General features: G+C 60.2%; 28 protein-coding genes. 16 read left to right on the top strand and 12 right to left on the bottom strand.

Features of this window, described 5'->3' with window-relative positions; genetic code table 11:
• Positions 1–15: 15 nt before the first annotated feature.
• Positions 16–690 (bottom strand): YciC family protein, encoded by a 675-nt coding sequence (locus AC07OG_RS15015; protein ID WP_060543398.1) that lies wholly within the window; start codon positions 688–690, stop codon positions 16–18.
• 177 nt (positions 691–867) lie between these two features.
• Here AC07OG_RS15015 and AC07OG_RS15020 point away from each other — a divergent pair, with 177 nt between their 5' ends.
• The 3 genes from AC07OG_RS15020 (at position 868) to AC07OG_RS15030 (ending at position 2,875) form a co-directional block, all read left to right on the top strand.
• Positions 868–1,641, top strand: coding sequence for a DUF2076 domain-containing protein (locus tag AC07OG_RS15020; protein ID WP_495067378.1), 774 nt, complete (start codon positions 868–870; stop codon positions 1,639–1,641).
• A 120-nt stretch (positions 1,642–1,761) separates the two neighbouring features.
• Entirely contained in the window at positions 1,762–2,241 is a 480-nt protein-coding gene (locus AC07OG_RS15025) for a LabA-like NYN domain-containing protein (protein ID WP_007946629.1), read from the top strand.
• A gap of 22 nt (positions 2,242–2,263) precedes the next feature.
• Positions 2,264–2,875, top strand: a complete 612-nt coding sequence (locus AC07OG_RS15030) for a 3'-5' exonuclease (protein WP_060543293.1) — start codon at positions 2,264–2,266, stop codon at positions 2,873–2,875.
• A gap of 130 nt (positions 2,876–3,005) precedes the next feature.
• Here AC07OG_RS15030 and AC07OG_RS15035 read toward each other — a convergent pair whose 3' ends face one another.
• A complete protein-coding gene (locus AC07OG_RS15035) occupies positions 3,006–3,458 on the bottom strand; it encodes an Lrp/AsnC family transcriptional regulator (protein WP_060543294.1) in 453 nt (150 codons plus the stop codon).
• 165 nt (positions 3,459–3,623) lie between these two features.
• Here AC07OG_RS15035 and yedA point away from each other — a divergent pair, with 165 nt between their 5' ends.
• Both yedA and rhlE1 read left to right on the top strand, forming a co-directional pair.
• Positions 3,624–4,550, top strand: coding sequence for a drug/metabolite exporter YedA (gene yedA / locus AC07OG_RS15040; RefSeq protein WP_218425748.1), 927 nt, complete (start codon positions 3,624–3,626; stop codon positions 4,548–4,550).
• 65 nt (positions 4,551–4,615) lie between these two features.
• Positions 4,616–5,953 carry an RNA helicase RhlE1 gene (gene rhlE1 / locus AC07OG_RS15045; protein WP_060543400.1) on the top strand — a complete coding sequence of 446 codons (1,338 nt, stop codon included), beginning with the start codon at positions 4,616–4,618 and terminating at the stop codon, positions 5,951–5,953.
• A gap of 187 nt (positions 5,954–6,140) precedes the next feature.
• Here the strand turns inward: rhlE1 and AC07OG_RS15050 are convergent, their stop codons facing one another.
• Positions 6,141–7,418, bottom strand: a complete 1,278-nt coding sequence (locus AC07OG_RS15050; protein WP_495067379.1) for a TIGR03862 family flavoprotein — start codon at positions 7,416–7,418, stop codon at positions 6,141–6,143.
• A gap of 232 nt (positions 7,419–7,650) precedes the next feature.
• The gene (locus AC07OG_RS15055) at positions 7,651–8,571 is read right to left on the bottom strand and encodes a histone deacetylase family protein (RefSeq protein WP_060543296.1); all 921 of its coding nucleotides are present in this window, start codon (positions 8,569–8,571) and stop codon (positions 7,651–7,653) included.
• Between the two features lie 74 nt (positions 8,572–8,645).
• Here AC07OG_RS15055 and AC07OG_RS15060 point away from each other — a divergent pair, with 74 nt between their 5' ends.
• From AC07OG_RS15060 to AC07OG_RS15070, 3 genes are all read left to right on the top strand, one after another.
• Positions 8,646–9,215: a GNAT family N-acetyltransferase gene (locus AC07OG_RS15060; protein WP_060543297.1), complete on the top strand. Its 570-nt coding sequence runs from the start codon at positions 8,646–8,648 to the stop codon at positions 9,213–9,215.
• Positions 9,216–9,318: 103 nt separating this feature from the next.
• Positions 9,319–10,188 carry an acyl-CoA thioesterase II gene (gene tesB / locus AC07OG_RS15065; protein WP_060543298.1) on the top strand — a complete coding sequence of 290 codons (870 nt, stop codon included), beginning with the start codon at positions 9,319–9,321 and terminating at the stop codon, positions 10,186–10,188.
• Positions 10,185–10,778, top strand: a complete 594-nt coding sequence (locus AC07OG_RS15070; protein WP_060543299.1) for an HAD family hydrolase — start codon at positions 10,185–10,187, stop codon at positions 10,776–10,778. The genes tesB and AC07OG_RS15070 overlap by 4 nt, the downstream gene beginning before the upstream one ends.
• 115 nt (positions 10,779–10,893) lie before the next feature.
• Here the strand turns inward: AC07OG_RS15070 and AC07OG_RS15075 are convergent, their stop codons facing one another.
• The 3 genes from AC07OG_RS15075 to ypfJ (AC07OG_RS15085) form a co-directional block, all read right to left on the bottom strand.
• Positions 10,894–11,853 carry an alpha/beta fold hydrolase gene (locus AC07OG_RS15075; protein ID WP_495067380.1) on the bottom strand — a complete coding sequence of 320 codons (960 nt, stop codon included), beginning with the start codon at positions 11,851–11,853 and terminating at the stop codon, positions 10,894–10,896.
• A complete protein-coding gene (ypfJ, locus tag AC07OG_RS15080) occupies positions 11,854–12,747 on the bottom strand; it encodes a KPN_02809 family neutral zinc metallopeptidase (RefSeq protein ID WP_495067381.1) in 894 nt (297 codons plus the stop codon). It abuts the gene before it with no gap.
• Positions 12,748–12,882: 135 nt separating this feature from the next.
• The gene (ypfJ, locus tag AC07OG_RS15085; protein ID WP_060543402.1) at positions 12,883–13,722 is read right to left on the bottom strand and encodes a KPN_02809 family neutral zinc metallopeptidase; all 840 of its coding nucleotides are present in this window, start codon (positions 13,720–13,722) and stop codon (positions 12,883–12,885) included.
• A gap of 176 nt (positions 13,723–13,898) precedes the next feature.
• Here ypfJ (AC07OG_RS15085) and AC07OG_RS15090 point away from each other — a divergent pair, with 176 nt between their 5' ends.
• The 3 genes from AC07OG_RS15090 to AC07OG_RS15100 all read left to right on the top strand — a co-directional run bounded on the left by AC07OG_RS15090 (position 13,899) and on the right by AC07OG_RS15100 (position 16,557).
• Positions 13,899–14,675: an IclR family transcriptional regulator gene (locus AC07OG_RS15090; RefSeq protein WP_495067382.1), complete on the top strand. Its 777-nt coding sequence runs from the start codon at positions 13,899–13,901 to the stop codon at positions 14,673–14,675.
• 180 nt (positions 14,676–14,855) lie between these two features.
• Complete coding sequence (locus tag AC07OG_RS15095) at positions 14,856–15,683, top strand: DMT family transporter (protein WP_060543403.1); 828 nt, start codon at positions 14,856–14,858, stop codon at positions 15,681–15,683.
• 199 nt (positions 15,684–15,882) lie between these two features.
• A complete protein-coding gene (locus AC07OG_RS15100) occupies positions 15,883–16,557 on the top strand; it encodes a TetR/AcrR family transcriptional regulator (RefSeq protein WP_495067383.1) in 675 nt (224 codons plus the stop codon).
• 167 nt (positions 16,558–16,724) lie between these two features.
• On the opposite strand, the gene AC07OG_RS15105 is transcribed toward AC07OG_RS15100, so the two are convergent.
• The 3 genes from AC07OG_RS15105 to AC07OG_RS15115 form a co-directional block, all read right to left on the bottom strand.
• On the bottom strand, positions 16,725–17,636 hold the full coding sequence (locus AC07OG_RS15105; protein ID WP_060543304.1) for a LysR family transcriptional regulator: 912 nt from the start codon (positions 17,634–17,636) through the stop codon (positions 16,725–16,727).
• 109 nt (positions 17,637–17,745) lie between these two features.
• Positions 17,746–18,825 carry a tRNA (uridine(54)-C5)-methyltransferase TrmA gene (gene trmA / locus AC07OG_RS15110; RefSeq protein ID WP_495067384.1) on the bottom strand — a complete coding sequence of 360 codons (1,080 nt, stop codon included), beginning with the start codon at positions 18,823–18,825 and terminating at the stop codon, positions 17,746–17,748.
• Positions 18,822–20,117, bottom strand: coding sequence for an NCS2 family permease (locus tag AC07OG_RS15115; RefSeq protein WP_060543306.1), 1,296 nt, complete (start codon positions 20,115–20,117; stop codon positions 18,822–18,824). The genes trmA and AC07OG_RS15115 overlap by 4 nt, the downstream gene beginning before the upstream one ends.
• Positions 20,118–20,340: 223 nt before the next feature.
• Between AC07OG_RS15115 and AC07OG_RS15120 the strand changes: the two genes are divergently transcribed.
• Both AC07OG_RS15120 and AC07OG_RS15125 read left to right on the top strand, forming a co-directional pair.
• Positions 20,341–20,787 (top strand): DUF4879 domain-containing protein, encoded by a 447-nt coding sequence (locus AC07OG_RS15120; RefSeq protein WP_495067385.1) that lies wholly within the window; start codon positions 20,341–20,343, stop codon positions 20,785–20,787.
• Positions 20,788–20,855: 68 nt separating this feature from the next.
• The gene (locus AC07OG_RS15125; RefSeq protein ID WP_495067386.1) at positions 20,856–21,410 is read left to right on the top strand and encodes a DJ-1 family glyoxalase III; all 555 of its coding nucleotides are present in this window, start codon (positions 20,856–20,858) and stop codon (positions 21,408–21,410) included.
• A 3-nt stretch (positions 21,411–21,413) separates the two neighbouring features.
• Here the strand turns inward: AC07OG_RS15125 and AC07OG_RS15130 are convergent, their stop codons facing one another.
• Positions 21,414–22,652, bottom strand: coding sequence for an MFS transporter (locus AC07OG_RS15130; protein ID WP_060543309.1), 1,239 nt, complete (start codon positions 22,650–22,652; stop codon positions 21,414–21,416).
• A 480-nt stretch (positions 22,653–23,132) separates the two neighbouring features.
• Between AC07OG_RS15130 and AC07OG_RS15135 the strand changes: the two genes are divergently transcribed.
• The 3 genes from AC07OG_RS15135 (at position 23,133) to AC07OG_RS15145 (ending at position 25,810) form a co-directional block, all read left to right on the top strand.
• Positions 23,133–24,569, top strand: coding sequence for a cytochrome ubiquinol oxidase subunit I (locus AC07OG_RS15135; RefSeq protein ID WP_495067387.1), 1,437 nt, complete (start codon positions 23,133–23,135; stop codon positions 24,567–24,569).
• A gap of 3 nt (positions 24,570–24,572) precedes the next feature.
• Positions 24,573–25,580 (top strand): cytochrome d ubiquinol oxidase subunit II, encoded by a 1,008-nt coding sequence (cydB, locus tag AC07OG_RS15140; protein WP_060543311.1) that lies wholly within the window; start codon positions 24,573–24,575, stop codon positions 25,578–25,580.
• Between the two features lie 62 nt (positions 25,581–25,642).
• On the top strand, positions 25,643–25,810 hold the full coding sequence (locus AC07OG_RS15145) for a DUF2474 domain-containing protein (protein ID WP_218425736.1): 168 nt from the start codon (positions 25,643–25,645) through the stop codon (positions 25,808–25,810).
• Between the two features lie 52 nt (positions 25,811–25,862).
• On the opposite strand, the gene AC07OG_RS15150 is transcribed toward AC07OG_RS15145, so the two are convergent.
• Positions 25,863–26,987 carry a methyltransferase gene (locus AC07OG_RS15150; protein WP_495067388.1) on the bottom strand — a complete coding sequence of 375 codons (1,125 nt, stop codon included), beginning with the start codon at positions 26,985–26,987 and terminating at the stop codon, positions 25,863–25,865.
• Positions 26,988–26,992: the final 5 nt, after the last annotated feature.

Below are 26,992 nucleotides of genomic sequence, written 5' to 3' on the forward strand. Positions count from 1 at the left end.
CCAAGGGCAGGGTGGTCAGAGCGGTCTGTCATTTGCGTCGGCGACCGGGCTGATCAGCATGAACAAACGAAACAGCACCACGCTGGTAAACAACTGCAGAAAACTGTGGGCGCTGTCGATCAACAGGGAGATCACAGGGTTTTGCGGTTCCGGATAGACCGCCAGGGTGGCACCCTTGAGCAGCCACAACGGCCCCATGACACAGAGGATGCACAGCAGGATCCGCAGGAAATTACCGCGGGTCATGCGCAGGCTTTCCTTCATCGCCGCCAGTGGCGCCAGGCCACGCAGCACCAGCAGGTATTCGCCGAACGCCAGGGTCACCATCAGGTAGATGCCCGGCAGGAAATACAGCGACAGGCCAAGCAGGATCAGCAAGGTGTTGAGCGCCGTCAGCAGGGCGAAGCGCGGCCACAGGCTTGCAGACATCGCCAGCAGGTCGCGGTTGCGGGGTGATTCGCCACGGCTGCGCGCGTCCAGGAAGAGAATCAGCGCAGCGGTGTACAGCGGATACACCAGCAAGCCGACGATCACACTGATACCGGGGAAACTGTCCGGCTCGGTGGAGTGGTCGACCACTTGCTGCAGCAGCGCCTCCACAATCACCAGAGGCAGGCACAGTTGCACGATCTGTCTCAGATTGCGCTGGAAGAAATACAGGGAGTCTCGCAGTACATCTAACGGATTCATCAGTCGGTATCGCAGATTGGAAGCAGTGGCCCACTTTAACCGATGAAGTGCTGCGGCACGCAAACGTAAACGTTCGGTAAAGCTCATTGAAACAACTTGTTTCAGCCTCCATTAAGGTCGGGCACCTTATCCTCTGTGATAAAGGCAACGATTTTCCCGGCAATGTGCGAGGTCGCCATGAACAGCGAAGAACAAACCCTGATCGATGGACTGTTTTCCCGGCTGCAACAGGCCGAAACAGACTCAGCCCCGCGCGACGCGCAGGCCGAGGCGCGGATCAAGGAACACCTGACGCGCCAACCGGCGGCAGGTTATTTCATGACCCAGGCGATTCTGGTGCAAGAGGCGGCGATCAAGAGCCTCGACGAGCAGAACAAACAGCTGACCGAGCAAGTCCAGCAGTTGCAGGCCCAGTTGCAACAGACCAAGAGCCAGGAAGCCCAGGCACCGAGCGGCGGCTTTTTATCGAGTATCTTCGGTGGCGGCCCCCGCGCGTCGCAGCCCGCGCCGACCCAGAGTGTGCCACCCTCCAGCGGTGGTTGGCGCGAGGCTGGGCGGTCGTCGTTTGGCGGGCAACCGTCACAACAGAACTTTGGCGCTGCGCCGCAAAACTATCCACAGCAGGGCTATGCGCCGCAGCAACAGGCTCCGGCGGCGGCCGGCAGCAGCTTTCTCGGCGGTGCGCTGAAAACCGCGGCGGGTGTAGCGGGTGGCGTGATGCTGGCGCAAGGCATCAGCAGCCTGTTCCATCAAAATCAGCAGCCGGAGGTTGTCGAGGTCATCAAGGAAGAGCCGGCCCAGGTCAATGATCAGGGCAACAACGGCTGGGGTGATGACCAGCGCATGGCCGGTAACGACTCCTACAGCAACGATCAAGGCGGTTTCAGCGACGCCGACTACAGCAATGACGACTCATCGTTCTTCGGCGGCGACGACGATTCCTACGTCTGACGCGCCATTCGTCCGGAGCGCTGCGGCGCTCCAGACCGATTATTCGCGGAACAATCCTTGGGGCTGGCATACTGGGCGACTTTTCGGCCCTGGTGCCTGATTCAGCCTCGAGGAAAACCGGTGAAAAAAATCGCAGTGTTCGCCGATGTCCAGAACCTCTATTACACAGTGCGTCAGGCTTATGGTTGCCACTTCAACTACGCCGCGCTGTGGGCTGACATCAGCAAACAGGGCGAGATAGTTGAAGCCTATGCCTACGCCATCGACCGTGGCGACAGCAAGCAGCAGCAGTTCCAGCAGATCTTGCGCAACCTCGGTTTCACCGTAAAGCTCAAGCCCTACATCCAGCGCAGCGACGGCTCGGCCAAGGGCGACTGGGACGTGGGCATAACCCTCGACATCATGGACGCCGCCGACCATGTCGATGAAGTGGTACTGGCTTCCGGCGACGGTGATTTCGACATGCTGCTTGAACGCATCATCAGCAAGCACGGGGTGCAAGCGGTGGCCTACGGCGTGCCGGGCCTGACCGCCAACTCGCTGATCCGCGCCGCCAGTCGCTATGTGCCGATCGAAGGCGCTTTGCTGCTCAAGAATTGATTTTTACGGAGTTGAACCAGATTTGGAACGCATAGCAGTCATCGACTTTGAAACCACCGGGATCGCCCCGAGCAGCAGCTGCCGGGCCACGGAAATTGCCGTGGTGATCCTTGAACAGGGGCGCATCGTCGAGCGTTACCAGAGCCTGATGAACGCCGGCGTGCGCGTGCCGGCCTTCATCGAGCAACTCACCGGCATCAGCAACGCCATGCTGCGCACCGCGCCGTCGGCCGAGCAGGTGATGAACGAGGTCAACGAGTTCGTCGGCTGCACGCCGTTGCTGGCGCATAACGCGGCCTTCGACCAGAAGTTCTGGGACTTTGAACTGGGGCGGATCAAACGCACCCGCCTGCAGAACTTTGCCTGTTCGCTGCTGCTGGCCCGGCGCCTGATGCCTGCGGCGCCGAACCACAAACTCGGCACCCTCACCACCTTCGCCAACCTGCCCCATACCGGCAAGGCTCACCGGGCCATGGCTGATGCGGAAATGGCGGCCAACCTGACGGCGCACCTGGCCGAGGAACTGCGCCAGAAACACGGCCTGCGCGAGTTGTCCCATGATTTGTTGTGCAAGTTGCAGAAAGTGCCAGCGGCGAAAGTAACCGAGCACCTCAAGCGCTATCGCGGGTTCTGAATACACCGCATAACCCCTGTGGGAGCGGGCTTGCTCGCGAAAGCGCCAGTTCAGTCAATATCATTGTTGAATGACACACCGCTTTCGCGAGCAAGCCCGCTCCCACATTAGACCTATTGTGGTCTTGGGTTTATTTGCCATTCCCCTCGATATGCCCCAACGGCACCCGCTTCTCGATGGCGCTCGATAGCACAATCGACGTCTTGCTGAAGCCAAACGTGGCGATCCGGTTGATCAGCTCCTCCAGCTCAGGCATCGAGCCCACCGCCGCTTGCATGATCACGCACGGGTCGCCGGTCACCCGGTGGCACTCGGTCAATTGCGGAATCTTGATCAGGTCATCGTAGGCCTTCTGGTTGCCGTGCTGGTTCAGGCGCAGTTCGATCACGCACTGGATCGGCAGGCCGAGCTTGGACATGTCGACTTTCGCCTGATAGCCGGTGATCACGCCGCTGGTTTCGAGCTTGGCCACTCGCTCGGCCACGGCCGGGGCGGACAGGTTGACCTTGCGCGCCAGGTCCGCGTAGGACGCGCGACCGTTTTCCAGCAGAGCGCTGAGCAGCATGCGGTCGTACTTATCCATCGGGGTGACTCCTGAAAATAGCCGACTTTCGAAAACACGGTTTATAGCGCTGAAGTCCGTGTTTTGAAAAGTGTACTGGCGCTTTAAACAGGTTTTGTAACTTATTTTCCGGCGCTGGCCTTTCTAGAATAGCCGTTCACTTGTACTTGCCTGTGAGCTGCCTCCATGTCCGGCCTTCGTCGCTTTCCCTTACCCTTGATCGCTGCCTTCTTCGCCTTGTATGTGATCTGGGGTTCGACTTACCTGGTGATTCGCATCGGCGTGGAATATTGGCCGCCACTGCTGCTCGCCGGGGTCCGCTTTGTCATCGCCGGGTCGTTGATGTATGCCTTCCTGCGCTGGCGCGGGGCACCGGCGCCGACCTGGGCGCAATGGAAAGCCGCCGGGATCATCGGAGTCTTGTTGCTGGCGTGCGGTAACGGCGCGGTCAGCGTGGCCGAGCATACGGGTGTGGCCTCCGGTGTAGCCGCATTGGCGGTGGCGACCGTGCCGCTGTTTACCTTGCTCTGCGGCTATTTCTGGGGCGCGCGAAATACCCGTCTCGAATGGGCCGGAATCGTGCTCGGGCTGGTCGGCATCGGCATGCTCAACTTGGGTTCCAACCTGCAATCTAGCCCGTTGGGGGCGGCCTTGCTGATTTTTGCAGCGGCGACCTGGGCGTTTGGCTCGGTCTGGAGCAAGCATTTGCCGCTGCCCCAGGGTGCGATGGCCAGCGCTGTGGAAATGCTGGTGGGCGGTGTCGTGTTGCTGATTGCCAGCGCAGTCAGCGGTGAGCACCTGGAAAAGGTGCCGCCGATCGAAGGTTGGGCCGCGTTGGCGTATCTGACCGTGTTCGGCTCGATCATCGCCTTCAACGCCTACATGTATCTGTTGAAACATGTGCGCCCGGCAGCGGCTACCAGTTACGCCTACGTCAACCCGGCGGTGGCGGTGCTGTTGGGGATCGTGTTCGTCGGCGAGACCATTGGTATCGAAGAAGCCCTGGCGATGGCGGTGATCATCAGCGCCGTGGTGCTGATCGGATTGCCACAGTGGCGCAAGGCGCCGGTTCAGCGTGCCGCAGCAGTGCCGACAGAATCCCGTGTGAATTAGGGTAAACTGCGCGGCATTGCACATTTGTTATGCACAATCGCGCTGAATTTTCCTACGGTACTCCCATGACTTTCGCCACCCTTGGCCTGATCGAACCTTTGCTGCGCTCCCTTGAGACGCTCGGCTACCAGACCCCGACGCCGGTCCAGGCGCAAGCCATTCCGGCGGTGCTGGCCGGTCGTGACCTGATGGCTGCCGCCCAGACCGGCACCGGCAAGACTGCCGGTTTTGCCTTGCCACTGCTGCAGTTGCTGGCCATGGAAGGGCCGAAAGTCACCGCCAATTCGGTACGCGCGCTGATCCTGGTGCCAACCCGTGAACTGGCCGAGCAGGTTCACGAAGCGGTGCGCCAGTACGCCGAGAATCTGCCGCTGCGTACCTACGCGGTGTACGGCGGTGTCAGCATCAACCCACAAATGATGAAGCTGCGCAGCGGTGTGGATCTGCTGGTGGCGACGCCGGGGCGCCTGCTCGACCTGTTCCGCCAGAACGCGCTGAAGTTCAATCAGTTGCAAACCCTGGTGCTGGATGAAGCCGATCGCATGCTCGACCTGGGTTTTTCCGAGGAATTGGCGAATATCTATAAAGCGCTGCCGAAAAAACGCCAGACGCTGCTGTTCTCTGCGACCTTCTCCGACGACATCCGCCTACTGGCCGGGCAAATGCTCAACGACCCGCTGAGCATTGAAGTCAGCCCGCGTAATGTCGCGGCCAATACCGTCAAGCAATGGGTGGTGACGGTGGACAAGAAGCGCAAGCCGGAACTGTTCGTGCACCTGATGCGCAAGAACAAGTGGAAGCAGGTGCTGGTGTTCGCCAAAACCCGCAACGGCGTGGACGCGCTGGTGGAAAAACTCCAGGGCCTGGGCGTCAATGCCGACGGTATCCACGGCGACAAACCCCAGGCGACTCGTCAGCGCGCGCTGGATCGTTTCAAACTCAGTGAAGTGCAGATTCTGGTCGCCACCGACGTTGCCGCCCGCGGTCTGGACATCGAAGACCTGCCGCTGGTGGTCAACTTCGACTTGCCGATCGTCGCTGAAGACTACATCCACCGCATTGGTCGTACCGGGCGTGCGGGTGCAACCGGGGAGGCGATTTCCCTGGTGTGCGCTGATGAAGTGAATTTGCTGTCGGCGATCGAGACCTTGACCCGTCAGACGTTGAAGCGTCAGAACGAGCCGGATTTCGAACCTGAGCACCGGGTGCCGGATACCGATGCCAGTGGCCAGGTGATCAAGAAGCCGAAGAAACCGAAGAAGCCCAAGGCTTCCGGTGGTGGCGGCAAGCGCAACCTGGGCAAGTGGGTGGATAGCGGGGAAGTGGCGCCGGCGGAGCCTTCGATCAAGCCTGTGCGCAAGGTGCCGGTGTTTAATACGGGGCCGCGTAAGCGTAAGCCTTGATTTGACTGCCTGGCTTTAGAGCCGCCCTCACCCTAACCCTCTCCCGGAGGGAGAGGGGACTGATCCGGGATTGCTTACGAACTATTGCGACCTGTGATACCGAGTCGAACTCAAATTTTGATGAGTCCCCAATCGGCTCCCTCTCCCTCGGGAGAGGGCTGGGGTGAGGGGCGGTTTTGACGAGCGATCAAGAACCTGAATTCAACCACTCCAAAATCCCCAACCCCGCAGCTCGCCCACTGGCAAAGCACGCAGTCAGCAAATACCCCCCGGTCGGCGCTTCCCAATCCAGCATCTCCCCCGCGCAAAACACCCCAGGCATCTGCTTGAGCATCAAACGCTCATCCATCGACTCAAACAACACACCACCGGCGCTGCTGATGGCTTCGTCCAGCGGACGGGTTTTCATCAGTGTTACCGGCAAGGCCTTGATCGCTTTGGCCAGCAGGCCTGGATCGGCAAAGGCTTCGGCCGCTGTCAGCTCGCGCAAAAGCGCCGCCTTCACCCCATCAATACCCAACTGACTGTGCAGATGCTTGGCCATCGAGCGTGAACCCCGAGGCTTGCTCAACGCAGTCTGGATCTTATCCACAGGCCGGCCCGGTAGCAGGTCCAGATGAATGGTCGCCGAGCCATGTTGGTTGATGGCTTCGCGGATCGGCGCCGACAGGGCGTAGATCAAACTGCCTTCGATACCCGTTGCGGTAATCACGCATTCGCCGAGCCGTGGCACGTCGTCATTGAGGCCGATGGCGATGTTTTTCAGTGGGGCACCGGCGAATTTGCTGACCATCAATTCGCTCCAGGATTGCACCTCGAAGCCGCAATTGCTCGGTTGCAAGGGCGCTAGTCCTACACCGTGGTGCTCCAGGGGCAGCATCCACGCGCCGTCCGAGCCCAGGCGTGACCAACTGCCGCCGCCGAGGGCGAGCAGGGTGGCATCGGGATGTAAGGTCTTTTCGCCCTCGGGGCTGTCGATACGCAGTGCGCCGTGGGCATCCCAGCCGAGCCAGCGGTGACGGGTGTGGATAACTACGCCGCTGTCGCGCAGGCGTTTGAGCCAGGCGCGCAGCAGAGGCGCTGCTTTCATGTCGGTGGGAAACACCCGGCCGGAGCTACCGATAAAAGTGTCGATGCCCAGGTCGTGAATCCACTGGCACAGGGCATCGGCACCGAAGCCACGCAGCAGTGGGGCAATGTGCGGCGCGCGTTCGGCGTAACGCGAGAGAAAGGCCGGGTAGGCTTCGGAATGAGTGATGTTCATGCCCCCGACGCCGGCCAGCAGGAACTTGCGTCCGACCGAGGGCATGCCGTCATACAGATCGACCTTGACCCCGGCCTGGCTCAACACCTCGGCGGCCATCAGGCCGGCGGGGCCGCCGCCGATGATGGCGACATGGGCAGGAGAGGAGGTCGGGGCTTGAGTCATGGCTTGCACTGCGGTCTGGCGAGATAAGCCGGACATTCTAGCAGCCCGGATCCTTGTAGGAGCGAGCCTGCTCGAGAAGATGTACCCGTCACGTTAGCGTTGGCTTACACACTTACGTCATAGCGGAGCCCGGAGCAAGTTGATGAATTCGAGACTGGTTAAAAAACAGCCAGCGCCCTGTAGCCTGCTGATGGCGTGGTCTGTAGTCCCTTTCACTCAGGTTATCCACAGGCCGTTCCACAGGCATTGTGGGTAAAGCATCCACAGATCAATGACAGCCTGATGACTGCCAGACCCGTTGCGCACTGTGATGCAGGATGCCATGGCGGCGCGCCAGGGCATGGCGGTCCTTGCTGTAACCACCGCCGATCACGCCGACCACCGGGATATCGCGCCCCAGGCAATGGCGCATCACGCTTTCATCGCGGGCGGCAACACCTTCGTCGGTCAGCTTCAGATAACCGAGGGCATCGTCCTTGTGCACATCGACCCCGGCGTCATACAACACCAGGTCGGGTTGGTAGAGCGGCAGCAGATAGTTGAGCGCATCGTCCACCACTTTCAGGTAGTCGGCGTCACCCATGCCATTGGGCAGCGGGATGTCCCAGTCGCTTTCGGCTTTGCGTGCGGGAAAATTCTTTTCGCAGTGCAGGGAAACGGTTACGGCCTCCGGGGTGTTGTGCAGTATTCGTGCAGTCCCGTCGCCCTGATGCACGTCGCAATCGAAGATCAGCACGCGGTTGACCCGGCCGCTTTGCAGCAGGTAATGGCTGATCACCGCCAGGTCATTGAAGATGCAGAACCCGGCCGGATAGTCGTAATGCGCGTGGTGGGTACCGCCGGCCAGATGACAGGCCAGGCCATGCTCAAGCGCTTGTTCGGCCGCCAGCAATGAGCCGCCGACTGCACGCACGGTGCGCCGGGCCAGGGCTTCGCTCCAGGGTAAACCGAGGCGTCGCTGGTCTTCGCGGGACAGGTCGCCACTCATGTAGCGTTCGATATACGAAGGGTCATGGGCCAGAGCTAGTATCTCGGCAGGGCAGAGTTGTGGACGCAACAGATCGGCGTCCCGGGTCAGGCCGCTGTCCACCAGGTGATCGCGCAACAGGCGAAACTTGTCCATGGGGAAGCGGTGATCAGCCGGGAACTCGGGGCTGTAGTCTTCGTGATAGATCAGCGGTAGCGGCATCATGATTTCGTGTATGAATGATCGAATGATCCTACCAGCGATGTAGACTCGCGGCATGGAAAGAAGGGGGCACGATGGAGCCGATACTGGAACTCGAGAGCGCGAGGCTGCTGATGCGGCAATGGCGCGATGAAGATTTGCCCGAGTTTGCGGCGATGTGCGCCGATCCGCAGGTGATGCGTTATTTTCCAGCGCCTTTGAGCCGACTGGAAAGTGCTGCGTTGATCGGGCGTATTCGTGGGCATTTTGCAGAGCATGGTTTTGGCTTCTGGGCGCTGGAGCGCAAGGACACCGGCCAGTTCATCGGGTTGACCGGGCTGGCCGTGGTGGGTTTTGATGCGCCCTTTGTCCCGGCCACTGAAATCGGCTGGCGCCTGGCTCGCGAGCACTGGGGCCTGGGGTATGCCAGTGAAGCCGCGTGGACCGCTCTGCGTTGCGGGTTTGATCGCCTGCCGCTGAAGGAAATCGTAGCCTTCACCACGCAAACCAATTTGCCGTCGGAGAAGGTCATGCAAGCCATCGGCATGCACCATGCCCCGGCGGACGACTTCGACCATCCGCGACTCGACCCCGATCATCCCTTGCGCCGGCATGTGCTGTATCGCATCAGCCGTGAACAATGGCTGCAAACCTTGCATGGATAAGCTGGCCCGGACGTTTACAATGCCCCCATGGGCCCTGTCCCGAAACTGAATCGACCGTCGCAGCCAAGACTGCGCGGCAATGTGTTGCGTGAGGAGAGTCTGAATGAGCCAAGTGTTGGAAGATCTGGTTGACCTGCTGACTCTGGAACCGATCGAAGAGAACCTGTTTCGTGGTCGCAGCCAGGACTTGGGTTTTCGCCAATTGTTCGGCGGACAGGTGCTCGGCCAATCGCTGTCGGCAGCCAGTCAGACGGTTGAAGAGGCGCGTCATGTGCATTCGATGCATGGTTACTTTTTGCGTCCTGGCGACGCTGGTTTGCCGGTGGTTTACCAGGTTGACCGGGTGCGCGACGGTGGCAGCTTCAGTACGCGCCGGGTGACTGCGATCCAGAAAGGCCATCCGATCTTCACCTGCAGCGCCTCGTTCCAGTATGACGAAGAAGGCTTCCAGCACCAGACCGATATGCCGCAAGTGGTCGGTCCGGAAAACCTGCCGTCGGAGTTGGAGATCACCCAGCAACGTGCGCACCTGATCCCCGAAAAAATGCGCGAAAAGCTGCTGTGCCCAAAACCGATCGAATTCCGACCTGTGACCGAGAACGATCCCTACAACCCGCTGCCGTGCGACCCGATCAAGTACGTCTGGTTTCGCGCCGATGGCGCCCTGGCCGACTCGCCGGCGCTGCACAAGTATCTTCTGGCCTATGCGTCGGACTTCGGTCTGTTGGTCACATCGATGCAGCCCCATGGCAAAACAGTGTGGAACAAGGACATGCAGGTCGCCAGCCTCGATCACGCCCTGTGGTTCCACGCCGATCTGCGTGCTGACGACTGGCTGCTGTACGCCATGGACAGCCCGTGGGCCGGCAACTCGCGTGGGTTCTCCCGCGGCAGCGTGTACAACCGCGCCGGGCAACTGGTGGCATCGGTCACCCAGGAAGGGCTGATCCGTCACCGCAAGGACTGGGCGTGAGCCTGGCCGAGGTGCGTCACTGGGTGTTCGACATGGACGGCACCCTGACCGTGGCGGTGCATGATTTCGCGGCGATTCGCGTGGCGTTGGCGATTCCTGCCGAGGACGACATCCTGACCCACCTCGCCGCGCTGCCGGCCGAGGAAGCCGCCGCCAAGCACGCCTGGTTGCTCGAGCATGAACGGGATCTGGCGCTGGGTTCGAAGCCGGCGCCGGGGGCGGTAGAGTTGGTGCGTGAACTGGCCGGGCGCGGTTATCGCCTGGGCATCCTTACGCGCAATGCCCGTGAGCTGGCGCACGTCACGCTTGAGGCCATCGGCCTGGCCGACTGCTTTGCGGTGGAGGATGTGCTGGGCCGCGATGAAGCACCGCCCAAACCACATCCCGGTGGCTTGCTGAAACTGGCTGAAGCCTGGAAGGTGCCGGCCAGCGAGATGGTGATGGTCGGTGACTATCGCTTTGATCTCGATTGCGGGCGAGCGGCGGGGGCGCGAACAGTGCTGGTGAATCTGCCGGATAATCCATGGCCGGAATTGACTGACTGGCATGCGGCGGATTGTGTCGAGTTACGGCAGATGCTCTTGGCTTGAGGGTATTTTTGTCTGATCTGATGCCTTCGCGAGCAAGCCCGCTCCCACAGTTGATCGCATTCTCCCTGTGGGAGCGGGCTTGCTCGCGAAGGCGCCCGATCAGACAACACAAAATTCACTGCCCAAACAACGCCATCTGCCCCTGCGGCGAACTGAACATCCCATCCCCGTCATGCCCGACCCCGGGCACTTCGATCAGTTGCTGATTCAACCCAGTGGGGGAAAGGCGCTTCAGATAGTCGAAATAATTGCGCCCGCGGGCCAGTCGATTCGGACCCTGGGCCAGGGCCTCGCACCCCTTGTCCAACGCTGGATGGTTTGGGTCGTTGTCCTGCTCACCCAACAGGTAAACGACGTCTCGCGTGAGGTACTTTTCCTGCAGCTGCGCGGCAGTTTGTCCTTCGGCGTAGGCAGGCAAATCCGCCAATCCGTACTTCCAGCGATTGAACTGCGGGCAACCGGCATGGCTGAACGCTACAGGGCGGCGTTCATCGAACCAGGCGTAAGAGGACGGGTTGGCAATCACGTAACGCAGCTGCACGCCGGCCGCTTGCAGGGCCGGCTGATCGTGGCCGAGCAGCGCGTATCGCTGAACCACCTGAGCGCCACCAGAGTGACCGGCGATGACGATCTGTTTCACATCGGGAAACTGCTGGCGATCCCCAATGCGCGCGATGATTTCATCGAGTGCTGCGTAGGAACTGAGGGGGAATGGACCTGTGGATAAGCCGCCGGCCATCCACTCGTTTCCCTGCCAGCGCAGTACTGTATCAGCCACCGGGTGTGCTGCAACGTCGAGTTCGTTGACAAACTGCGGAGCGATCACCAGGGTCGTCGCGCTTTGCCCACCCAGCTCAGCGGCCCGCTCGGCGCTGTGCAAATAGGTTTGGGCATTGCGCAAACGGCCGTGAAGGATGACAAGCACCCGCTCGATTCTGGCCGGGGCCGGGCTGATGCCAACGACCATTTCACCTTCTTTCAACAGCAGGCGTCCGGGACTGAGTTCTTCGACCCCATGCTCGGCCGCCTGGGTACTTGTGCAAGTGATCAACAACACCAACAACCAATTTTTCATCTACAGATTTTTCGCCGCAAAGGTATCGCACTGGCTTACCTGGCCCTGGGCGAAACCGGTTTTGAACCAGCGCACCCGTTGCGCCGATGTACCGTGGGTGAATGAGTCTGGCACTACGCGGCCCTGACCCCGTTGTTGCAAGCGGTCATCGCCGATGGCGTTGGCCGCGTTGAGGGCTTCTTCGATGTCGCCCGGTTCCAGCCAGTTCAGGCGTTTCTGCGCATTGTTGGCCCAGACTCCGGCCAGGCAATCAGCTTGCAGTTCCTGGCGGACCAGCAAACCGCCGTCTCCTTCCATCTGCCGTCCCTGTTGGCGCGCTGCCTGAATTTTTGCCGAAACGCCAAGCAAGGTCTGCACATGGTGCCCGACTTCGTGAGCGATCACGTAGGCCTGAGCGAAGTCACCCGCAGCGGAAAAGCGTTGGGACATCTCCTGGAAGAAACTCATGTCCAGATAGACCTTCTGGTCTGCCGGGCAATAAAACGGACCGGTTGCCGAAGTGGCCAGGCCACAGGCCGAGTTGACGCGATTGCTGAACAGCACCAGGGTCGGGTCCTTGTATTGGCGACCAGCCTGCTGGAATATCTGGCCCCAGGTGTCTTCGGTATCGCCCAGGATCGAGCGCACGAATTCCGCGCCCTCGTCATTGGCCGGTGGCGCCTTGCCGGGCTGGTGGGTGGCGGGCGCAGATTGCTGTTCCATCTGCCCGGTCAGTTGTCCGAGGATTTGCATCGGGTCCTGTCCGGTGATCCAGCCGATGCCGACGATCAGCACGATAGCCGTCAGGCTCAGACCCTTGCCGCCGCCAAAGCGCATGCCGCCACCGCCACCGCCGCCATCATCGCCACGGGCGTCAACCACGTTGTCGCTGCGCCGGCCTTTTTTCCATAGCATGTGCGAATCCTCTTTTGAACCGGGTAAAGAACCATGCGCTGAGTGTTGCTGCTCAGCGTAAGCGGCGCCAGTCCGGTCGTCAGACATTGTTGAGGGGCACAGGTTCTGTACGGGGGCGAAGTTCTCGGTGCGCTATTACAGTTCCTCGGCGTTAAAAGTGTCGCAGGTATCGATTTTCCCGCTGGTAAAACCTGCCTTGAACCAGTTTGTCCGTTGCTGCGACGTTCCATGGTTGAACGTTTCCGGGCGCACAGTCCTGTTGGCGGAACGCTGCAAGGAGTCATCGCCAAACGTAGCCGCGGCGTTCAATGCCGCGTCGATGTCTCCTGGCTCCAGCCAGTCGAGGCGTCGTTGCGCATGATGCGCCCAGACCCCTGCCAGGCAGTCGGCCTGCAGTTCCGCCCGGACCTCCAGACCACCATCACCGGTGACTCGCTGGCCATGGTTCAGCGCCTGCTCGAACGGGTCGGACATACCGAGTTCCAGTTGCACGTGATGGCCCACCTCGTGAGCGAGCACGTAGGCCTGGGCGAATTCACCGATCACGGCGTGCTGTTCGCCCATGATTCGAAAGAATTCCAGGTCCAGATAAATCCGCTGATCTTGCGGGCAATAAAACGGCCCGGCACTGGAACCGGCAAAACCACAGGCCGAATTCACACTGTTGCTATAGAGGGTGAGGGTAGGCAGCGGGTAGCGTTGCGCGCTTTGGGAAAATAGTTGTGCCCAGGTGTCTTCGGTATCGCCCAATATCGACTGGACGAATTGCAACTGCGGATCATCAAGCGTCTGTGAAGAAGGGGTAATTGATAGGTTGTTCGACGTTGTGTCCAGTGTCGAGTAAACACCCGCGCCTCCCAGCGTGGCGGTAATAGCCAATGCGATGAAGGTCTGTTTCCCTGTGATTTTGCGGGCTTCCTTGCCCTCGCGAGTGTCGTTCACGTTGTCGCTGCGTCTTGCTCTGTTCCATAACATGTCTGCGGTTTCTCCATAGATGAAGGCGGTCACGCCTGCGTCCATGAATAACGCCGTTGGCAAATTTATGCCGGGCAAATATGTAAGGTCAGATTAATCCCGGCGCTAACCTGGTTCCGGATTTCGCATTTGCGCAGCTATATTTTAGAATCGACCAAAGTCTTCAGGAACGTCCCATGGCTGGCAGTCAAATAGAGCGTGTTTTCAGCTTGCTGGAGAGTCTTGCCGGGGACCCGCAGGGGGTGCCGATGCAGACCCTGGCCGAACAACTGGAGATCCCCAAAAGCGCGACTCATCGCTTGCTCGCCGAGCTGATTCGTTTGGGTTACGTGCGCCAGAATCCGGAAAACCTGCGTTATCACTTGTCGACCAGACTGGTCGCCCTGGGTTTTCGCTATCTGGCCGGTAGCGGCGCCGATATCGTTCAGCCGGTGCTCGACCGTCTGGCTCGGGAAACCGGTGAACTGGTGCGCCTTGGCGTGACCCAGGGCGAGCGGCAAGTCTGGATCGCCAAATCCCAGGGCGCCCGCTCGGGCTTGCGTTACGATCCTGACATGGGGCGTGACGCGCCCCTGTTCTACACGGCTTCCGGGCATGCCTGGCTGGCTTGCATGAGTGATGCCCAGGCGTTGTCGCTGGTCGAGCGGCAAGCGGCTCAATTGCCTGCAGACGTGGGGCCGAATGCGCCACGATCTAACATTGAACTGCTGGAGCGCCTGCGAATGGCGCGGGAACAGGGATATGCCTGGGTCGAGGAAAGCTCTGCGGTGGGTACATCGGCGATCGCCGCGGTGGTGCGCCATCCATTGAATGGGCAGGTAATTGGTGTGCTGAGCATCGCTGGCCCGAGCGCACGCATGCCCGGTGCACGGTTGCACGAGTTGGCACCGACCTTACTGGAGTATGCCCAGGAGCTTTCGGCGGCAAGCCAGGCTTCGGAACTGTTCAGCTGAACGTTCTGTCGACTACAAGTAATGTTCGCTGTTCGCCCACTTTCTTCTGTTGTTCGTGTCATAAAGTGGAACCGGGTTCTAAATTATTAGAGCCTCGCCTCATTCTTAAAAAAGGACCTCGTCTTGACGTCGCCCATCAGCACCCCGCTTTCCGGCGTCAATCAGCCCTTCAAGGGGATCATGCTGATCCTTTTCGCGACCTTCCTGTTCTCCACTCACGATGCCTTGTCGAAATACCTGTCCGGGTTCTACCCGATCGTCATGGTGGTGTGGGCGCGATATGTGGTGCATACCCTGCTGATGGCAGGGATTTTTCTGCCGCAATCGGGGCTGCGGGTCCTGCGCACCAAGCGGCCGATGTTGCAGCTGATCAGGGCGTTGTGCCTGTTGGGAACCAGTCTGTTTTTTACCACCGGCCTGCAGTACATACCGCTGGCTGAAGCGACGGCGGTCAACTTTCTGGCTCCGGTACTGGTGACGGCCTTATCGGTGCCGTTGCTGGGTGAACGGGTGACCCGCGGACAGTGGGTCGCAGTGATTTGCGGGTTCATCGGTGTTTTGATCATCGTGCATCCCGGCGGTGAGTTGTTCACCCCGGCCGTCTTGCTGCCGCTCTGTTCGGCGCTGTTTTTCTGTTTCTACCAACTGCTCACCCGCAAGCTCAGCGAAGTCGACAGCCCGACCACCAGTAACTTCTTCGCCGGGCTGTGCAACACCCTGGTGATGAGTGCGCTGGTGCCGTTCTTCTGGCAGTTCCCGAGTTTGATGCACGCAATCATGATGCTGGCGTTGGGGGCATGCGGGATGACTGCGCATTTGTTCCTGACCCAGGCGTTCCGCCACGCCGCGCCGGCCTTGCTGGCACCCTTCGGCTATTGCCAGATCGTGTTTGCCGGGCTGCTGGGCTGGCTGTTGTTTTCCCACACGCCGACCCTGACCACAGTGGTCGGTATCGCCGTGATCTGTTGCAGTGGTCTGGCAGCCGCCTGGCAGCAAAGCCGGCGCTGAGTAGTTATGTCGGTTATGGTGCTGCCAATGTCGCAGTGAGGCTGGCAGCCAAGGCCAGATCCAGAAGAGGTGCCCTTCGTCAGGCGAAGTTGTAGCAAAATCGTAAGCACGGCAACGAAAGCGCCACCCCGCAGCTTCCTTTCTCTGTGTGGCGCGGCCCATAATCGGCTGCTTGTGCAGTGATGGCCGTGAGCCCGCAATGACAACAACTTCAGAACTTCCTCTTGCGCCGGCGGCGGTTGCCGAGCCGCGCAAGAGTCGCAAGAACAACCCGGAAAAGACCCGCGAGAATATCCTGCAAGAGGCTATTGTCGAGTTCGTCCAGCAGGGTCTTTCCGGTGCTCGCGTCGATGCCATCGCCGAGCGCATTCATACCTCCAAGCGCATGATCTATTACTACTTCGGCAGTAAGGAGCAGCTCTATGTCGAGGTGCTGGAAAAACTCTACGGTGATATTCGCAACACCGAAAGTCGCTTGCATCTGGCTGAACTGGCGCCGGTGGATGCGATTCGACGGCTGGTGGAATTCACCTTCGATCACCACGACCACAACGTCGATTTCGTGCGCATCGTCAGCATCGAAAACATCCACAATGCCGAGTTCGTGAAACGCTCCGAAGCGATCAGGGCCATGAACAACACCATTCTCGATTCCCTGAGTGAGATTCTGCGTAGGGGTGTTGAGGCGGGTGTATTTCGGCAGGGGCTAGCGCCGCTGGATGTACATCTGCTGATCAGTGCGTTCTGTTTTCATCGTGTTTCGAACAGACATACCATCGGTGAGATTTTCCAGATCGACTTGCCGGACGAAAGCATCAAGCAGCGTCATCGCGAGATGATTTGCGAGTCGGTGTTGCGCTACCTGCAGGCCTGATGCCTTTGCGGGCAAGCCTGCCCCACAGAGCACTGTTCCTTTGGGAAGGGGCTTGGCGCGATGCTTTTTTTCAGCCTGCGGAGATGAAATGTACCTAATGGTTAATTCGGTCCGTTGAAGCAAAGGTTTCCGGCGTATTCCATGCGGTGATCGAACGCTTTCGTCGTTCAGCGCGGCAGGTGTTCTACCAGGAAGTCGATGAACGCCCGCAGTCGCAATGGCACGTGGCGACTTTGTGGATAAAGCAGCGTGAAGGGCCGTGAGCGTCCGCCATAGGGTTGGAGCACTTCCACCAGCGAGCCTGCGGCCAGCTCGTTTTCGACGATAAAACGATAGGTTTGAAACAACCCCGCCCCATGTTTGGCCAGGGTCACTGCGCCAAGCACATCGTCTGAACAACTGAGATTGCCTTCGGCCAGTATTTCCCGGGGTTTACCCTCGTCATTGAACAGCCAGGCGATGCGCCGCCCACTGCTGGGCAATTCGTACTGTATGCATTCGTGTTGTGCCAGGTCGTCGAGGGTTTGCGGGGTTCCGGCGCGTTTGAGGTAGTCGGGGCTGGCGATCATCACCAATGGGGCGTCTTCAAGCTGCCGGGCGATCAGGCCGGAATCCGGTATGGCGCGCACGCGAATGGCCATGTCATAGCCTTCGCCGACAAAATCGATGTTGCGGTTGCTGATGTGCGACTCGACCTTCACTGCCGGATAGCGCGCGCGAAATCCGGGCAGCAATGGCAGGATTCGATGGTGCGCATAGGTGGTCGGAATACTGATGCGCAATGTTCCGGAGGGCACTTGCTGCTGACCCATGACCTCGCGCTGGGCTTCAACCAGTTGCACCAGTGCCTGGCGACATTCCTCGTAGTAGCGCCGGCCACTGTCGGTCAGTTTGACGCTGCGGGTGGTACGTGCGAACAGGCGTACACCCAGGCGTTCCTCCATGCGCGACACCGAACGGCTCACTGCGGCGGGCGTTACCCCTGCCACTGACGCAGCAGCGGTAAAGCTGCCGGCTTCGGCGGCCAGGCAAAACAGCTCGATGCTGCCCAACTGTAGATCGTCGAATTGTCGCTGCATGATGGCACCGGGATTTGGATGAAGAGGCGCGACAAGTATTAATCAGGGGGCGCAATACGAATACAAAAAAGCCGTCACTGAGACGGCTTGATTGCATCTGGCAAGGTGATCAACGCCGGGTCAACAACACGCCGGATTCCATGTGATGAGTCCATGGGAACTGGTCGAACATCGCACAGCGGGTGATGCGGTGGGTGTCGTGCAACTGGGCGATGTTGGCCGCCAGGGTCTCCGGGTTGCAGGAGATGTACAGGATGTTGTCGAAGCGCCGGGTCAGCTCGCAGGTGTCCGGGTCCATGCCGGCGCGCGGTGGGTCGACGAACACGCTGCCAAACTCGTAGCTCTTGAGGTCAATGCCGTGCAGACGGCGGAACGGGCGCACTTCGTTCAGGGCTTCGGTCAGTTCCTCGGCGGACAAGCGCACCAGGGTGACGTTATCCACGGCGTTTTCGCTGAGGTTGCTCAGCGCCGCATTGACCGAGGTCTTGCTGATTTCGGTGGCCAGCACCTTGCGCACGCGGGTAGCGAGCGGCAGGGTGAAATTGCCGTTGCCGCAATACAGCTCCAGCAAATCGTCGGTGCGATCGCCCAGGGCGTCGTAGGCCCAGTTGAGCATCTTCTGGTTCACCGTGCCGTTGGGCTGGGTGAACGCGCCTTCGGGCTGGCGGTAGCTGAAGGTGCGGCCGCCAACTTCCAGTTTCTCGACCACATAATCATGACCGATGACTTCGCGTTTGCCTTTGGAACGGCCAATGATGCTGACGTTCAAGTCGCTCGCCAGTTTCGCAGCCGCCGTGTGCCAGTGCTCGTCCAGCGGGCGGTGATAGCACAGGGTGATCATCGCATCGCCCGCCAGGGTGGTCAGGAACTCCACCTGAAACAGCTTGTGGCTCAGGGCCGCACTGGCTTGCCACGCGGCTTTGAGCTGCGGCATCAACTGGTTGATGCGCAGGCTGGCAATCGGGAACTCTTCGATCAGGATCGGCGTACGTTTGTCTTCCTGGGAAAACATTGCGTAGTGCCGCTCGCCGGCTTCGCGCCACAGGCGGAACTCGGCGCGCAGGCGGAAGTTCTTCAGTGGCGAATCGAAGACAGCCGGCTCGGGTGCATCGAACGGGGCCAGCAGGTCACGCAGGCGCGTGACCTTGTCTTCGAGTTGAGCGGCGTAGGCCTGGGAATCAAAAGTCATGCGTTGAACCAACCCAGCTTGATCACGAACAGAATTGACAGGATCACCAGCGCCGGGTTCAGTTCACGGGCGCGGCCCGACAGCACTTTGATCACGGTCCAGGAGATGAAGCCGAAGGCGATGCCGTTCGCGATGGAATAAGTGAATGGCATGGCCAGGGCGGTGACCACGACCGGTGCGGCAACGGTGATGTCTTCCCAGTCTACCTCGGCCAGGCCGGAAGTCATCAGCACGGCCACGAACAACAGCGCAGGTGCAGTGGCGAACGCCGGAACGCTGGCGGCCAGTGGCGAGAAGAATAGCGCCAGCAGGAACAGGATTGCCACCACGATGGCGGTCAGGCCGGTGCGGCCACCGGCACTCACGCCAGCGGCGGATTCGATGTAGCTGGTGGTGGTCGAGGTGCCGAGCAGGGAACCGGCCATGGCCGCGGTGCTGTCGGCGATCAGGGCGCGCCCCATTTTCGGCATGTGGCCGTCCTTGCCCATCAACCCGGCGCGCTTGGCGACGCCGATCAGGGTGCCGGAGTTGTCGAACAGGTCGACGAACAGGAAGGCGAAGATCACGCTGACCAGACCGATGTCCAGGGCACCTTTGATGTCCAGTTGCAGGAAGGTCGGGGCCAGGGACGGCGGCATCGACATCACGCCGCCGAACGGGGTGAAGCCCAGCACGATCGACGCGATGGTCACTGCCAGGATGCCGATCAGCACCGCACCGCGCACGGCGAGGGCTTCGAGGCCGACGATCAGGGCAAAGCCGAGGGTCGCGAGAATAGGCGCCGGTTGTTTCAGGTCACCGAGACCGACCATAGTTGCCGGGTTGCTGACCACGATTCCGGCGTTGTGCAGGGCGATCAGCGCCAGGAACAGGCCGATACCGGCGGCAATCGCCGAGCGCAGCGGCAACGGGATGCTGTTGATGATCCATTCACGGATGCGGAAGATCGACAGCAGAAAGAAGCACACTGCCGAGATGAACACCGCTCCCAGTGCCACCTGCCAGGTGTGACCCATGTGCAGGACCACGGTATAGGTGAAGAAGGCGTTCAAGCCCATGCCCGGTGCGAGTGCGATCGGGTAGTTGGCGATCAGGCCCATGGTTGTGGAGCCGATGGCCGCCGCCAGACAGGTGGCGACGAACACGGCACCCTTGTCCATGCCGGTCTCGCCGAGGATGCTCGGGTTGACGAACAGAATGTAGGCCATGGCCAAAAAGGTCGTGACGCCCGCCAGAATCTCGGTCCGCACGTTGGTGTTGTGTGCCTTGAGTTGAAACAGCCTTTCCAGCATGTCTGCTCCCCGTGGCGCGCCGGGCGCCGTGAATGTATCGACCTCAACAGCAAAGCACAGACAGCAGAACGCGCCTGGAATTTACTGTGGGCCGGAAAAAGCCGCGCATCATACCAGCAGCGTGGGGCTATGGCTGCTTAAGCCTGCGATGGTTAGCAATGTTTTGCGACGAAGCCAACTGCGCCATACTGCGCGCTGGTTTTTCGGGGTATTCAGGTCCTGCATGAAAAAGCGTCTGGTTAGCGTGTTTGCGGCGATGTTAGCGCTGTTTCTCGGGGTTCAAAGCGCTGCGGCAGCTTCGGCCCCGCCGTTGAGTCAGTTGAAAGTGCTAAAGGTGTCATCGCCGTCCTGTGGCGTTGAAGACATTGCCGAGGGGCAGGCTCAGACCCGCTGCGATCACAGTGGCCCGGACATCATGATTTACGTGCTGGAGGTCGGTTACGGGCGCGAACCCCATGTCGGGCTGGATGGATTCGACGTCAATGGCACCCGCACACCGGTCTGCGCCTTTAAAAACGGCAACCTGACCACTTGCACCCCGGGGGGGAAAACCGTGGGCTATTTGTACGCCTTCGATCTGGCGGGCAAACAGGAAGGCACGTTCACCTTCAGTAATATCTCGCTCAATGCCCCGGGCATCACGATGTCGACGCAGCTTTACATCAAGTAACGGCACGGCTCTAACAGGGGGCAGGAAAGCTGACTACGCTTTAAGGATCATTCCGTGGATCGTAGCCAATGACCTTTCGAGCCTTGATTTCCCTTGCCGAGGGCACTGATGACCTGCAGACAGTCACCCTGATCGATGTGCTGCGCCGCGCCAACGTCGAAGTGGTGGTGGCCAGTACCGAGGGGCGGCGCATGCTCACCTGCGCTCGCGGCACGCGCCTGACCTGCGATGCAATGCTGGTGGATTTGCTGGCGCAGCCATTCGACCTGATCGCCCTGCCGGGCGGTGCCGTCAGCGCACAACACTTGGCGGCCCATCAACCCCTGCAACAATTGATCAAGGAACAGGCGGCGGCCGGACGTTTGTTCGCGGGCATTGCCGAAGCGCCTGCGGTGACGCTGCAAACATTTGGTGTGTTGCGACAACGACGCATGACTTGCCTGCCTTCGGCCAGCCATCAATTGTCAGGCTGTAACTTCGTCGATCAACCGGTAGTGGTCGACGGCAACTGCATCACCGCCCAGGGTTCCGGCGCAGCGCTGGCATTTGCCCTGGCACTGGTGGAGCAGCTCTGCGGCAAGGCCGCGCGTGCGACGGTGGCAGCAGAGTTATTGGTCAAATAAACGTCAGACCTTCGCCTCTTCCTTAGGCTCATGCATGCGGTCACGGCTGGCCAGGGTCGGGAAGAGTTTGACCCAGACTCCGGTCACCACCAGCGTGCCGATCCCGCCCATGACCACTGCGGGCACGGTGCCGAACCAGTGGGCGGTCAGGCCAGACTCGAACTCACCCAATTGATTGGAAGCGCCGATGAACAGGCCGTTCACGGCGCTGACCCGGCCGCGCATTTCGTCCGGGGTTTCCAGTTGTACGAAGGACGCGCGGATCACCATGCTGATCATGTCGGCAGCGCCCAGTACCACCAGCACTGCCAGGGAAAACCAGAACGAAGTCGACAGGCCGAAGGCGATGGTGGCCACACCGAAGATACCTACCGCTGTGAACATGACTCGTCCGACGTTGCGCTCCACGGCAAATCGCGCTAGGAACAGCGACATCAGCAGCGCCCCCACCGCCGGTGCCGAGCGCAACAGGCCCAGCCCCCATGGACCGGTCAGCAGAATGTCCTTGGCAAACACCGGTAGCAATGCCGTCGCGCCACCGAGCAGGACGGCAAACAGGTCGAGGGAGATTGCACCGAGAATGTCCGGACGACTGCGGATGAAACGGATGCCCGCAAGCAGTGAGTCGAGGGTGGCCTTGCCCTTGTTCAGTGGCGTCTGTCGCGCCGGCAGGTTGAGCATCAGCGAACAGGCGATGACATACAGGAGCACCGTCGGGCCATATACCCAGACACTGCCAAAGGCATACAACAAGCCACCGAGGGCCGGGGCAACGATGGTTGCCGATTGCTGGGCCGATTGCGCAGCAGCAACGGCTCGGGGAAACAGGGCACTGGGCACGATGCTCGGCAGCAAGGCCTGGGTGGTCGGCATTTCGAAGGAGCGCGCGGCACCGAGCAGGAAGGCCAGGATGAAGATCATTTCCCGGGTAACGTGATCGGTAGCGCTGCCGATGGCCAGGGCCAAGGCGATCAGCGCTTGCAGTGACTGGCAAATCGCGGCGACCTTGCGCCGGTCGTAGCGATCCGCGACGTGTCCGGTGTGGAGCATGAACAGCACGCGTGGCGCGAATTCCACCAGGCCGACCAGACCGAGGTCGAGGACGTTTCCGGTCAGTTGATACAGGTTCCAGCCAATCGCCACGGTGAGCATTTGAAAGCCGCTGGCGGTAAAAACCCGCGCCAGCCAGAACGCAATGAAGGGACGGTGGTGACGTAACAGCAAGGGCTCTTGGCTGGGCATCTGCGGGCAAATCTTGGGGGAGGGGAAGGGTGAGGTTATCACCAACCTGTAACAGGAAGTTGCGGCGGCGGAAAATTTAGTTAGCCAGACATCTATTCCAGGCACCCAATAGCCCCTGTGTGCGGGCTTGCTCGCCAAGAGGGTGGTACATCCTGCATTGATTTCGACTGACACAGCGCATTCGCGAGCAAGCCCGCCCCCACAGGGAAATGGTGTGCAGGCCTCATCAACTCCATGAGGCAACTTGTCACGCGGCAATAGACCACGCGGTTCTTCCCCACAAATGGGACTACGCTTTCAACGTTGATTGATCCAGGTCAATACCCCAAAAGGAATTGATCCGGCGGCCGCAAGGCCAGACCCCTGCGGTGTGATGCCGGTAAAAAAAAGAACGAATTGGAATTCGCCGCACTCGATATCCGTGGGGCCGGGGATGCAGGCTCCCAGCCAGCAGCCGTACTACCTGACAGAGGAAGACTTATGTTCGGTTTAGAGGCACTTGATCTCGCCCGAATCCAGTTCGCGTTCACCATCTCGTTCCACATCCTGTTTCCAGCCATCACTATCGGCCTGGCGAGTTACCTGGCGGTACTCGAAGGTCTGTGGCTGAAAACCCATAACGATACCTATCGTGACCTCTACCATTTCTGGTCGAAGATCTTTGCCGTCAATTTCGGTATGGGCGTGGTCTCCGGCCTGGTGATGGCCTATCAGTTCGGCACCAATTGGAGTCGCTTCTCGGACTTCGCCGGCTCCGTGACCGGGCCACTGCTCACCTATGAAGTGCTCACTGCATTCTTCCTCGAAGCGGGTTTCCTCGGCGTCATGCTGTTTGGCTGGAACAAAGTTGGCCGGGGGCTGCACTTTTTCGCCACGGTGATGGTGGCCATCGGTACGCTGATCTCGACGTTCTGGATCCTCGCCTCCAACAGCTGGATGCAAACCCCGCAGGGTTTCGAAATCGTCAATGGTCAGGTCATTCCCACCGACTGGCTGGCGATCATTTTCAACCCGTCGTTCCCCTATCGCCTGATGCATATGGCCACGGCGGCATTCGTGGCGACGGCATTCTTCGTCGGCTCCTCGGCGGCCTGGCATCTGTTGCGTGGCAAGGACAATCCGGCGATCCGCAAGATGCTTTCGATGGCCATGTGGATGGCGTTGATCGTTGCGCCGATCCAGGCGGTGATCGGGGACTTCCACGGCCTCAACACGCTTGAGCATCAACCGGCAAAAATCGCCGCCATCGAAGGGCACTGGGAAAACAAGGGTGATGAGGCGACGCCGCTGATCCTGTTCGGCTGGCCGGACATGAAGGAGGAGAAAACCAGATTTGCTGTCGAGATCCCGTACCTGGGCAGCCTGATCCTGACCCACTCGCTGGACAAACAAGTGCCGGCGCTCAAGGAGTTCCCGCCCGAAGACCGGCCAAACTCGACCATCGTGTTCTGGTCGTTCCGGATCATGGTCGGCCTGGGTTTTCTGATGATCTTCACCGGACTGTGGAGCCTGTGGCTGCGCAAGCGCGACACCCTCTATACCTCGCGCCCTTTCCTGTACCTGGCGTTGTGGATGGGGCCGTCCGGCCTGATCGCGATCCTTGCCGGTTGGTTCACCACTGAAATCGGCCGTCAGCCGTGGGTGGTGTATGGCCTGATGCGCACGGCAGATGCATCTTCCAACCACAGCTTCATGCAGATGAGCATTACCCTGATTCTGTTCGTCGTGGTGTATTTCGCGCTGTTCGGTGCCGGTCTGGGTTACATGATGCGCCTGGTGCGCAAAGGGCCGAAGATCGACGAAGGCAAGGAAACCAACGACGGTGGTCCAGGCAAGAAACGTACACCGGCGCGTCCGCTCTCCGCAGCGGATGACGAGCACACTGATGGCGATGTCAGCCTGACCAGGGAGAATTGACTCATGGGTATTGATCTTCCGCTGATCTGGGCCGTGATCATCATCTTCGGCATCATGATGTACGTGGTCATGGACGGCTTCGATCTGGGCATCGGGATTCTTTTCCCGTTCATTCCCGGCAAGGGCGACCGTGATGTGATGATGAACACCGTCGCGCCGGTCTGGGACGGCAACGAAACCTGGCTGGTGCTGGGCGGTGCAGCACTGTTCGGGGCTTTCCCGCTGGCCTACTCGGTGGTGCTTTCGGCTTTGTACCTGCCGCTGATCCTGATGTTGATCGGGCTGATCTTTCGCGGCGTGGCTTTCGAGTTTCGCTTCAAGGCCAAGGATGACAAACGACATCTCTGGGACAAGGCGTTCATCGGCGGTTCGGTCACCGCAACGTTCTTCCAGGGCGTGGCATTGGGGGCGTTCATCGACGGATTGCCCGTGGTCAACCGGCAGTTTGCCGGCGGTTCGCTGGACTGGCTGACACCCTTCACGATGTTTTGCGGTGCGGCGCTGGTGGTGGCATATGCGTTGCTCGGTTGCACCTGGCTGATCATGAAGACCGAGGGCAAGCTGCAGGAACAGATGCATGACCTGGCGCGGCCACTGGCCTTCGTGTTGCTGGCAGTGATCGGCGTTGTCAGCATCTGGACCCCGCTGACCCACGCAGAGATCGCCGCGCGCTGGTTCACCTTGCCAAACCTCTTCTGGTTCCTGCCGGTGCCGATTCTGGTACTGGTGACGATGTACGGTCTGATTCGCGCCGTGGCCCGCAATGCGCACTACACGCCGTTCCTGCTAACGCTGGTGCTGATCTTCCTCGGCTACAGTGGATTGGGTATCAGCCTGTGGCCGAATATCGTGCCGCCGTCGATCTCGATCTGGGACGCCGCCGCGCCGCCGCAAAGCCAGGGGTTCATGCTGGTCGGCACGCTATTTATCATTCCGTTCATTCTGGGTTACACCTTCTGGAGCTACTACGTATTCCGCGGCAAGGTCACGCACGAAGACGGGTATCACTAGCTCCACGACTTGCCTTTGATGGCGTCGATAACGGCGCCATCGATCTGAAGGAGATCGAAGCAATGAGCAGCAAACCTTCCCTGCGCGAGATTGAAGAAGGCGAAAAAAAGCCGCTGTGGCAGCGGCTCGGCTGGCTGGCCATGATCTGGGCTGGCAGTGTCGGTGCACTGTTCATCGTCGCCAGCCTGATGCGCATGTTCATGAATGCCGCAGGCCTGACTACCCACTGAGCATTCCCTCCCGCTGCCTCCTGGCGCGGATTCACAACCCTGGGGCGGCCGCTTATTTGCGTGCTTTGAGAATCACGAATTTCGGGTTGGCCGCCACCTGTTCGACGCCACGGAACAGCCGCGCCAACTTGCTGTGATAACCCAGGTGTCGGTTGCCGACAATGTACAGCGCGCCGCCCACGACCAACGCTTCCCGGGCTTGCTGGAACATCCGCCAGGCGAGGTAGTCCCCGACGACCTGTTGCTGGTGAAACGGTGGGTTGCACAACACCACGTCCAGCGATTGCGCCTCCTGGCCTGCCAGGCCATCACCAGCACGCACAATCACTTCCCGCTCACCCAGCGCCGCACGCCAGTTTTCGGCGGCCGATTGCACGGCCATGTAGGATTCGTCCACCAATGTGTAATTTGCCTCGGGGTTCTGCAGGGCACTGGCGATCGCCAGCACACCGTTGCCGCAGCCCAGATCGGCAACCCGCGCCGTGCCGAGACTTTTCGGCAGATGTGGCAAAAATGCGCGGGTGCCGATGTCCAGGCCCTCGCGGCAGAACACGTTCGCATGGTTTAGCAATTCGATCGCCGGCTCGTCGATCCGGTAACGGGTGGGGTAGGGCGATGAGGCGGGTGCTTTGGCTTGCGCAGTGGCAATCAACAGGCGGGCTTTTTTCACCGCCAGCGACGCTTGCACCGGGCCTATGTAGCGCTCAAGCAGATCGCCTGCCGCCCGTGGCAGGTGTTTGATCATCGCTGCGGCGATCACCTGGGTACCCGGTTGCAATTGGCCCTGCAGGCGGATCAATTGTTCTTCCAGCAGCGCCAGGGTTTTCGGCACCCGCACCAGCACGCAGTCGAATGGCCCGTTCAGCGGCTCGCTGGCTGGCACGGCGGGTACCGCGTCGAATGGCAGGCCGTTGCGTACAAGGTTTTTTTCCAGCCCCTGAAGGGCCAGGAAGGAGTCGCCGCTGCTGACCACCCGGACTTTGCCTGCCAGGCTGGCTGCCAAAGCACCAAAACTGTCGTTGAGCACCAGCACCCGGGTGTCCGCCGTCGGATTCTGCTCGGCCAGGTGGTTCAGCAAATATTCGTCGGCCGCATCGAAAGCTTGCAGTGGTTCGTTCTGCTGTTCGGGCTGGCGGATCAGGTCGAGGCTGGCGAAGGGTGTTTCGAGCAAAGGCATGGGGC

The sequence above is a fragment of the Pseudomonas sp. GW821-FHT09H03 genome, from assembly GCF_059415945.1.

Bases quoted from the DNA above. Each gene is read 5' to 3' on its own strand.
- AC07OG_RS15145 (WP_218425736.1), top strand. From the start codon at position 25,643: ATGAGCAGCAAACCTTCCCTGCGCGAGATTGAAGAAGGCGAAAAAAAG.
- AC07OG_RS15120 (WP_495067385.1), top strand. From the start codon at position 20,341: ATGAAAAAGCGTCTGGTTAGCGTGTTTGCGGCGATGTTAGCGCTGTTT.
- ypfJ (WP_495067381.1), bottom strand. From the start codon at position 12,747: ATGCTATGGAAAAAAGGCCGGCGCAGCGACAACGTGGTTGACGCCCGT.
- AC07OG_RS15095 (WP_060543403.1), top strand. From the start codon at position 14,856: ATGCTGATCCTTTTCGCGACCTTCCTGTTCTCCACTCACGATGCCTTG.
- AC07OG_RS15090 (WP_495067382.1), top strand. From the start codon at position 13,899: ATGGCTGGCAGTCAAATAGAGCGTGTTTTCAGCTTGCTGGAGAGTCTT.
- cydB (WP_060543311.1), top strand. From the start codon at position 24,573: ATGGGTATTGATCTTCCGCTGATCTGGGCCGTGATCATCATCTTCGGC.
- AC07OG_RS15075 (WP_495067380.1), bottom strand. From the start codon at position 11,853: ATGAAAAATTGGTTGTTGGTGTTGTTGATCACTTGCACAAGTACCCAG.
- trmA (WP_495067384.1), bottom strand. From the start codon at position 18,825: ATGACTTTTGATTCCCAGGCCTACGCCGCTCAACTCGAAGACAAGGTC.
- AC07OG_RS15055 (WP_060543296.1), bottom strand. From the start codon at position 8,571: ATGCCGCTACCGCTGATCTATCACGAAGACTACAGCCCCGAGTTCCCG.
- yedA (WP_218425748.1), top strand. From the start codon at position 3,624: ATGTCCGGCCTTCGTCGCTTTCCCTTACCCTTGATCGCTGCCTTCTTC.
- AC07OG_RS15060 (WP_060543297.1), top strand. From the start codon at position 8,646: ATGGAGCCGATACTGGAACTCGAGAGCGCGAGGCTGCTGATGCGGCAA.
- rhlE1 (WP_060543400.1), top strand. From the start codon at position 4,616: ATGACTTTCGCCACCCTTGGCCTGATCGAACCTTTGCTGCGCTCCCTT.
- AC07OG_RS15015 (WP_060543398.1), bottom strand. From the start codon at position 690: ATGAATCCGTTAGATGTACTGCGAGACTCCCTGTATTTCTTCCAGCGC.
- AC07OG_RS15035 (WP_060543294.1), bottom strand. From the start codon at position 3,458: ATGGATAAGTACGACCGCATGCTGCTCAGCGCTCTGCTGGAAAACGGT.
- tesB (WP_060543298.1), top strand. From the start codon at position 9,319: ATGAGCCAAGTGTTGGAAGATCTGGTTGACCTGCTGACTCTGGAACCG.
- AC07OG_RS15150 (WP_495067388.1), bottom strand. From the start codon at position 26,987: ATGCCTTTGCTCGAAACACCCTTCGCCAGCCTCGACCTGATCCGCCAG.
- AC07OG_RS15100 (WP_495067383.1), top strand. From the start codon at position 15,883: ATGACAACAACTTCAGAACTTCCTCTTGCGCCGGCGGCGGTTGCCGAG.
- AC07OG_RS15020 (WP_495067378.1), top strand. From the start codon at position 868: ATGAACAGCGAAGAACAAACCCTGATCGATGGACTGTTTTCCCGGCTG.
- AC07OG_RS15050 (WP_495067379.1), bottom strand. From the start codon at position 7,418: ATGTCCGGCTTATCTCGCCAGACCGCAGTGCAAGCCATGACTCAAGCC.
- ypfJ (WP_060543402.1), bottom strand. From the start codon at position 13,722: ATGTTATGGAACAGAGCAAGACGCAGCGACAACGTGAACGACACTCGC.
- AC07OG_RS15135 (WP_495067387.1), top strand. From the start codon at position 23,133: ATGTTCGGTTTAGAGGCACTTGATCTCGCCCGAATCCAGTTCGCGTTC.
- AC07OG_RS15130 (WP_060543309.1), bottom strand. From the start codon at position 22,652: ATGCCCAGCCAAGAGCCCTTGCTGTTACGTCACCACCGTCCCTTCATT.
- AC07OG_RS15115 (WP_060543306.1), bottom strand. From the start codon at position 20,117: ATGCTGGAAAGGCTGTTTCAACTCAAGGCACACAACACCAACGTGCGG.
- AC07OG_RS15125 (WP_495067386.1), top strand. From the start codon at position 20,856: ATGACCTTTCGAGCCTTGATTTCCCTTGCCGAGGGCACTGATGACCTG.
- AC07OG_RS15105 (WP_060543304.1), bottom strand. From the start codon at position 17,636: ATGCAGCGACAATTCGACGATCTACAGTTGGGCAGCATCGAGCTGTTT.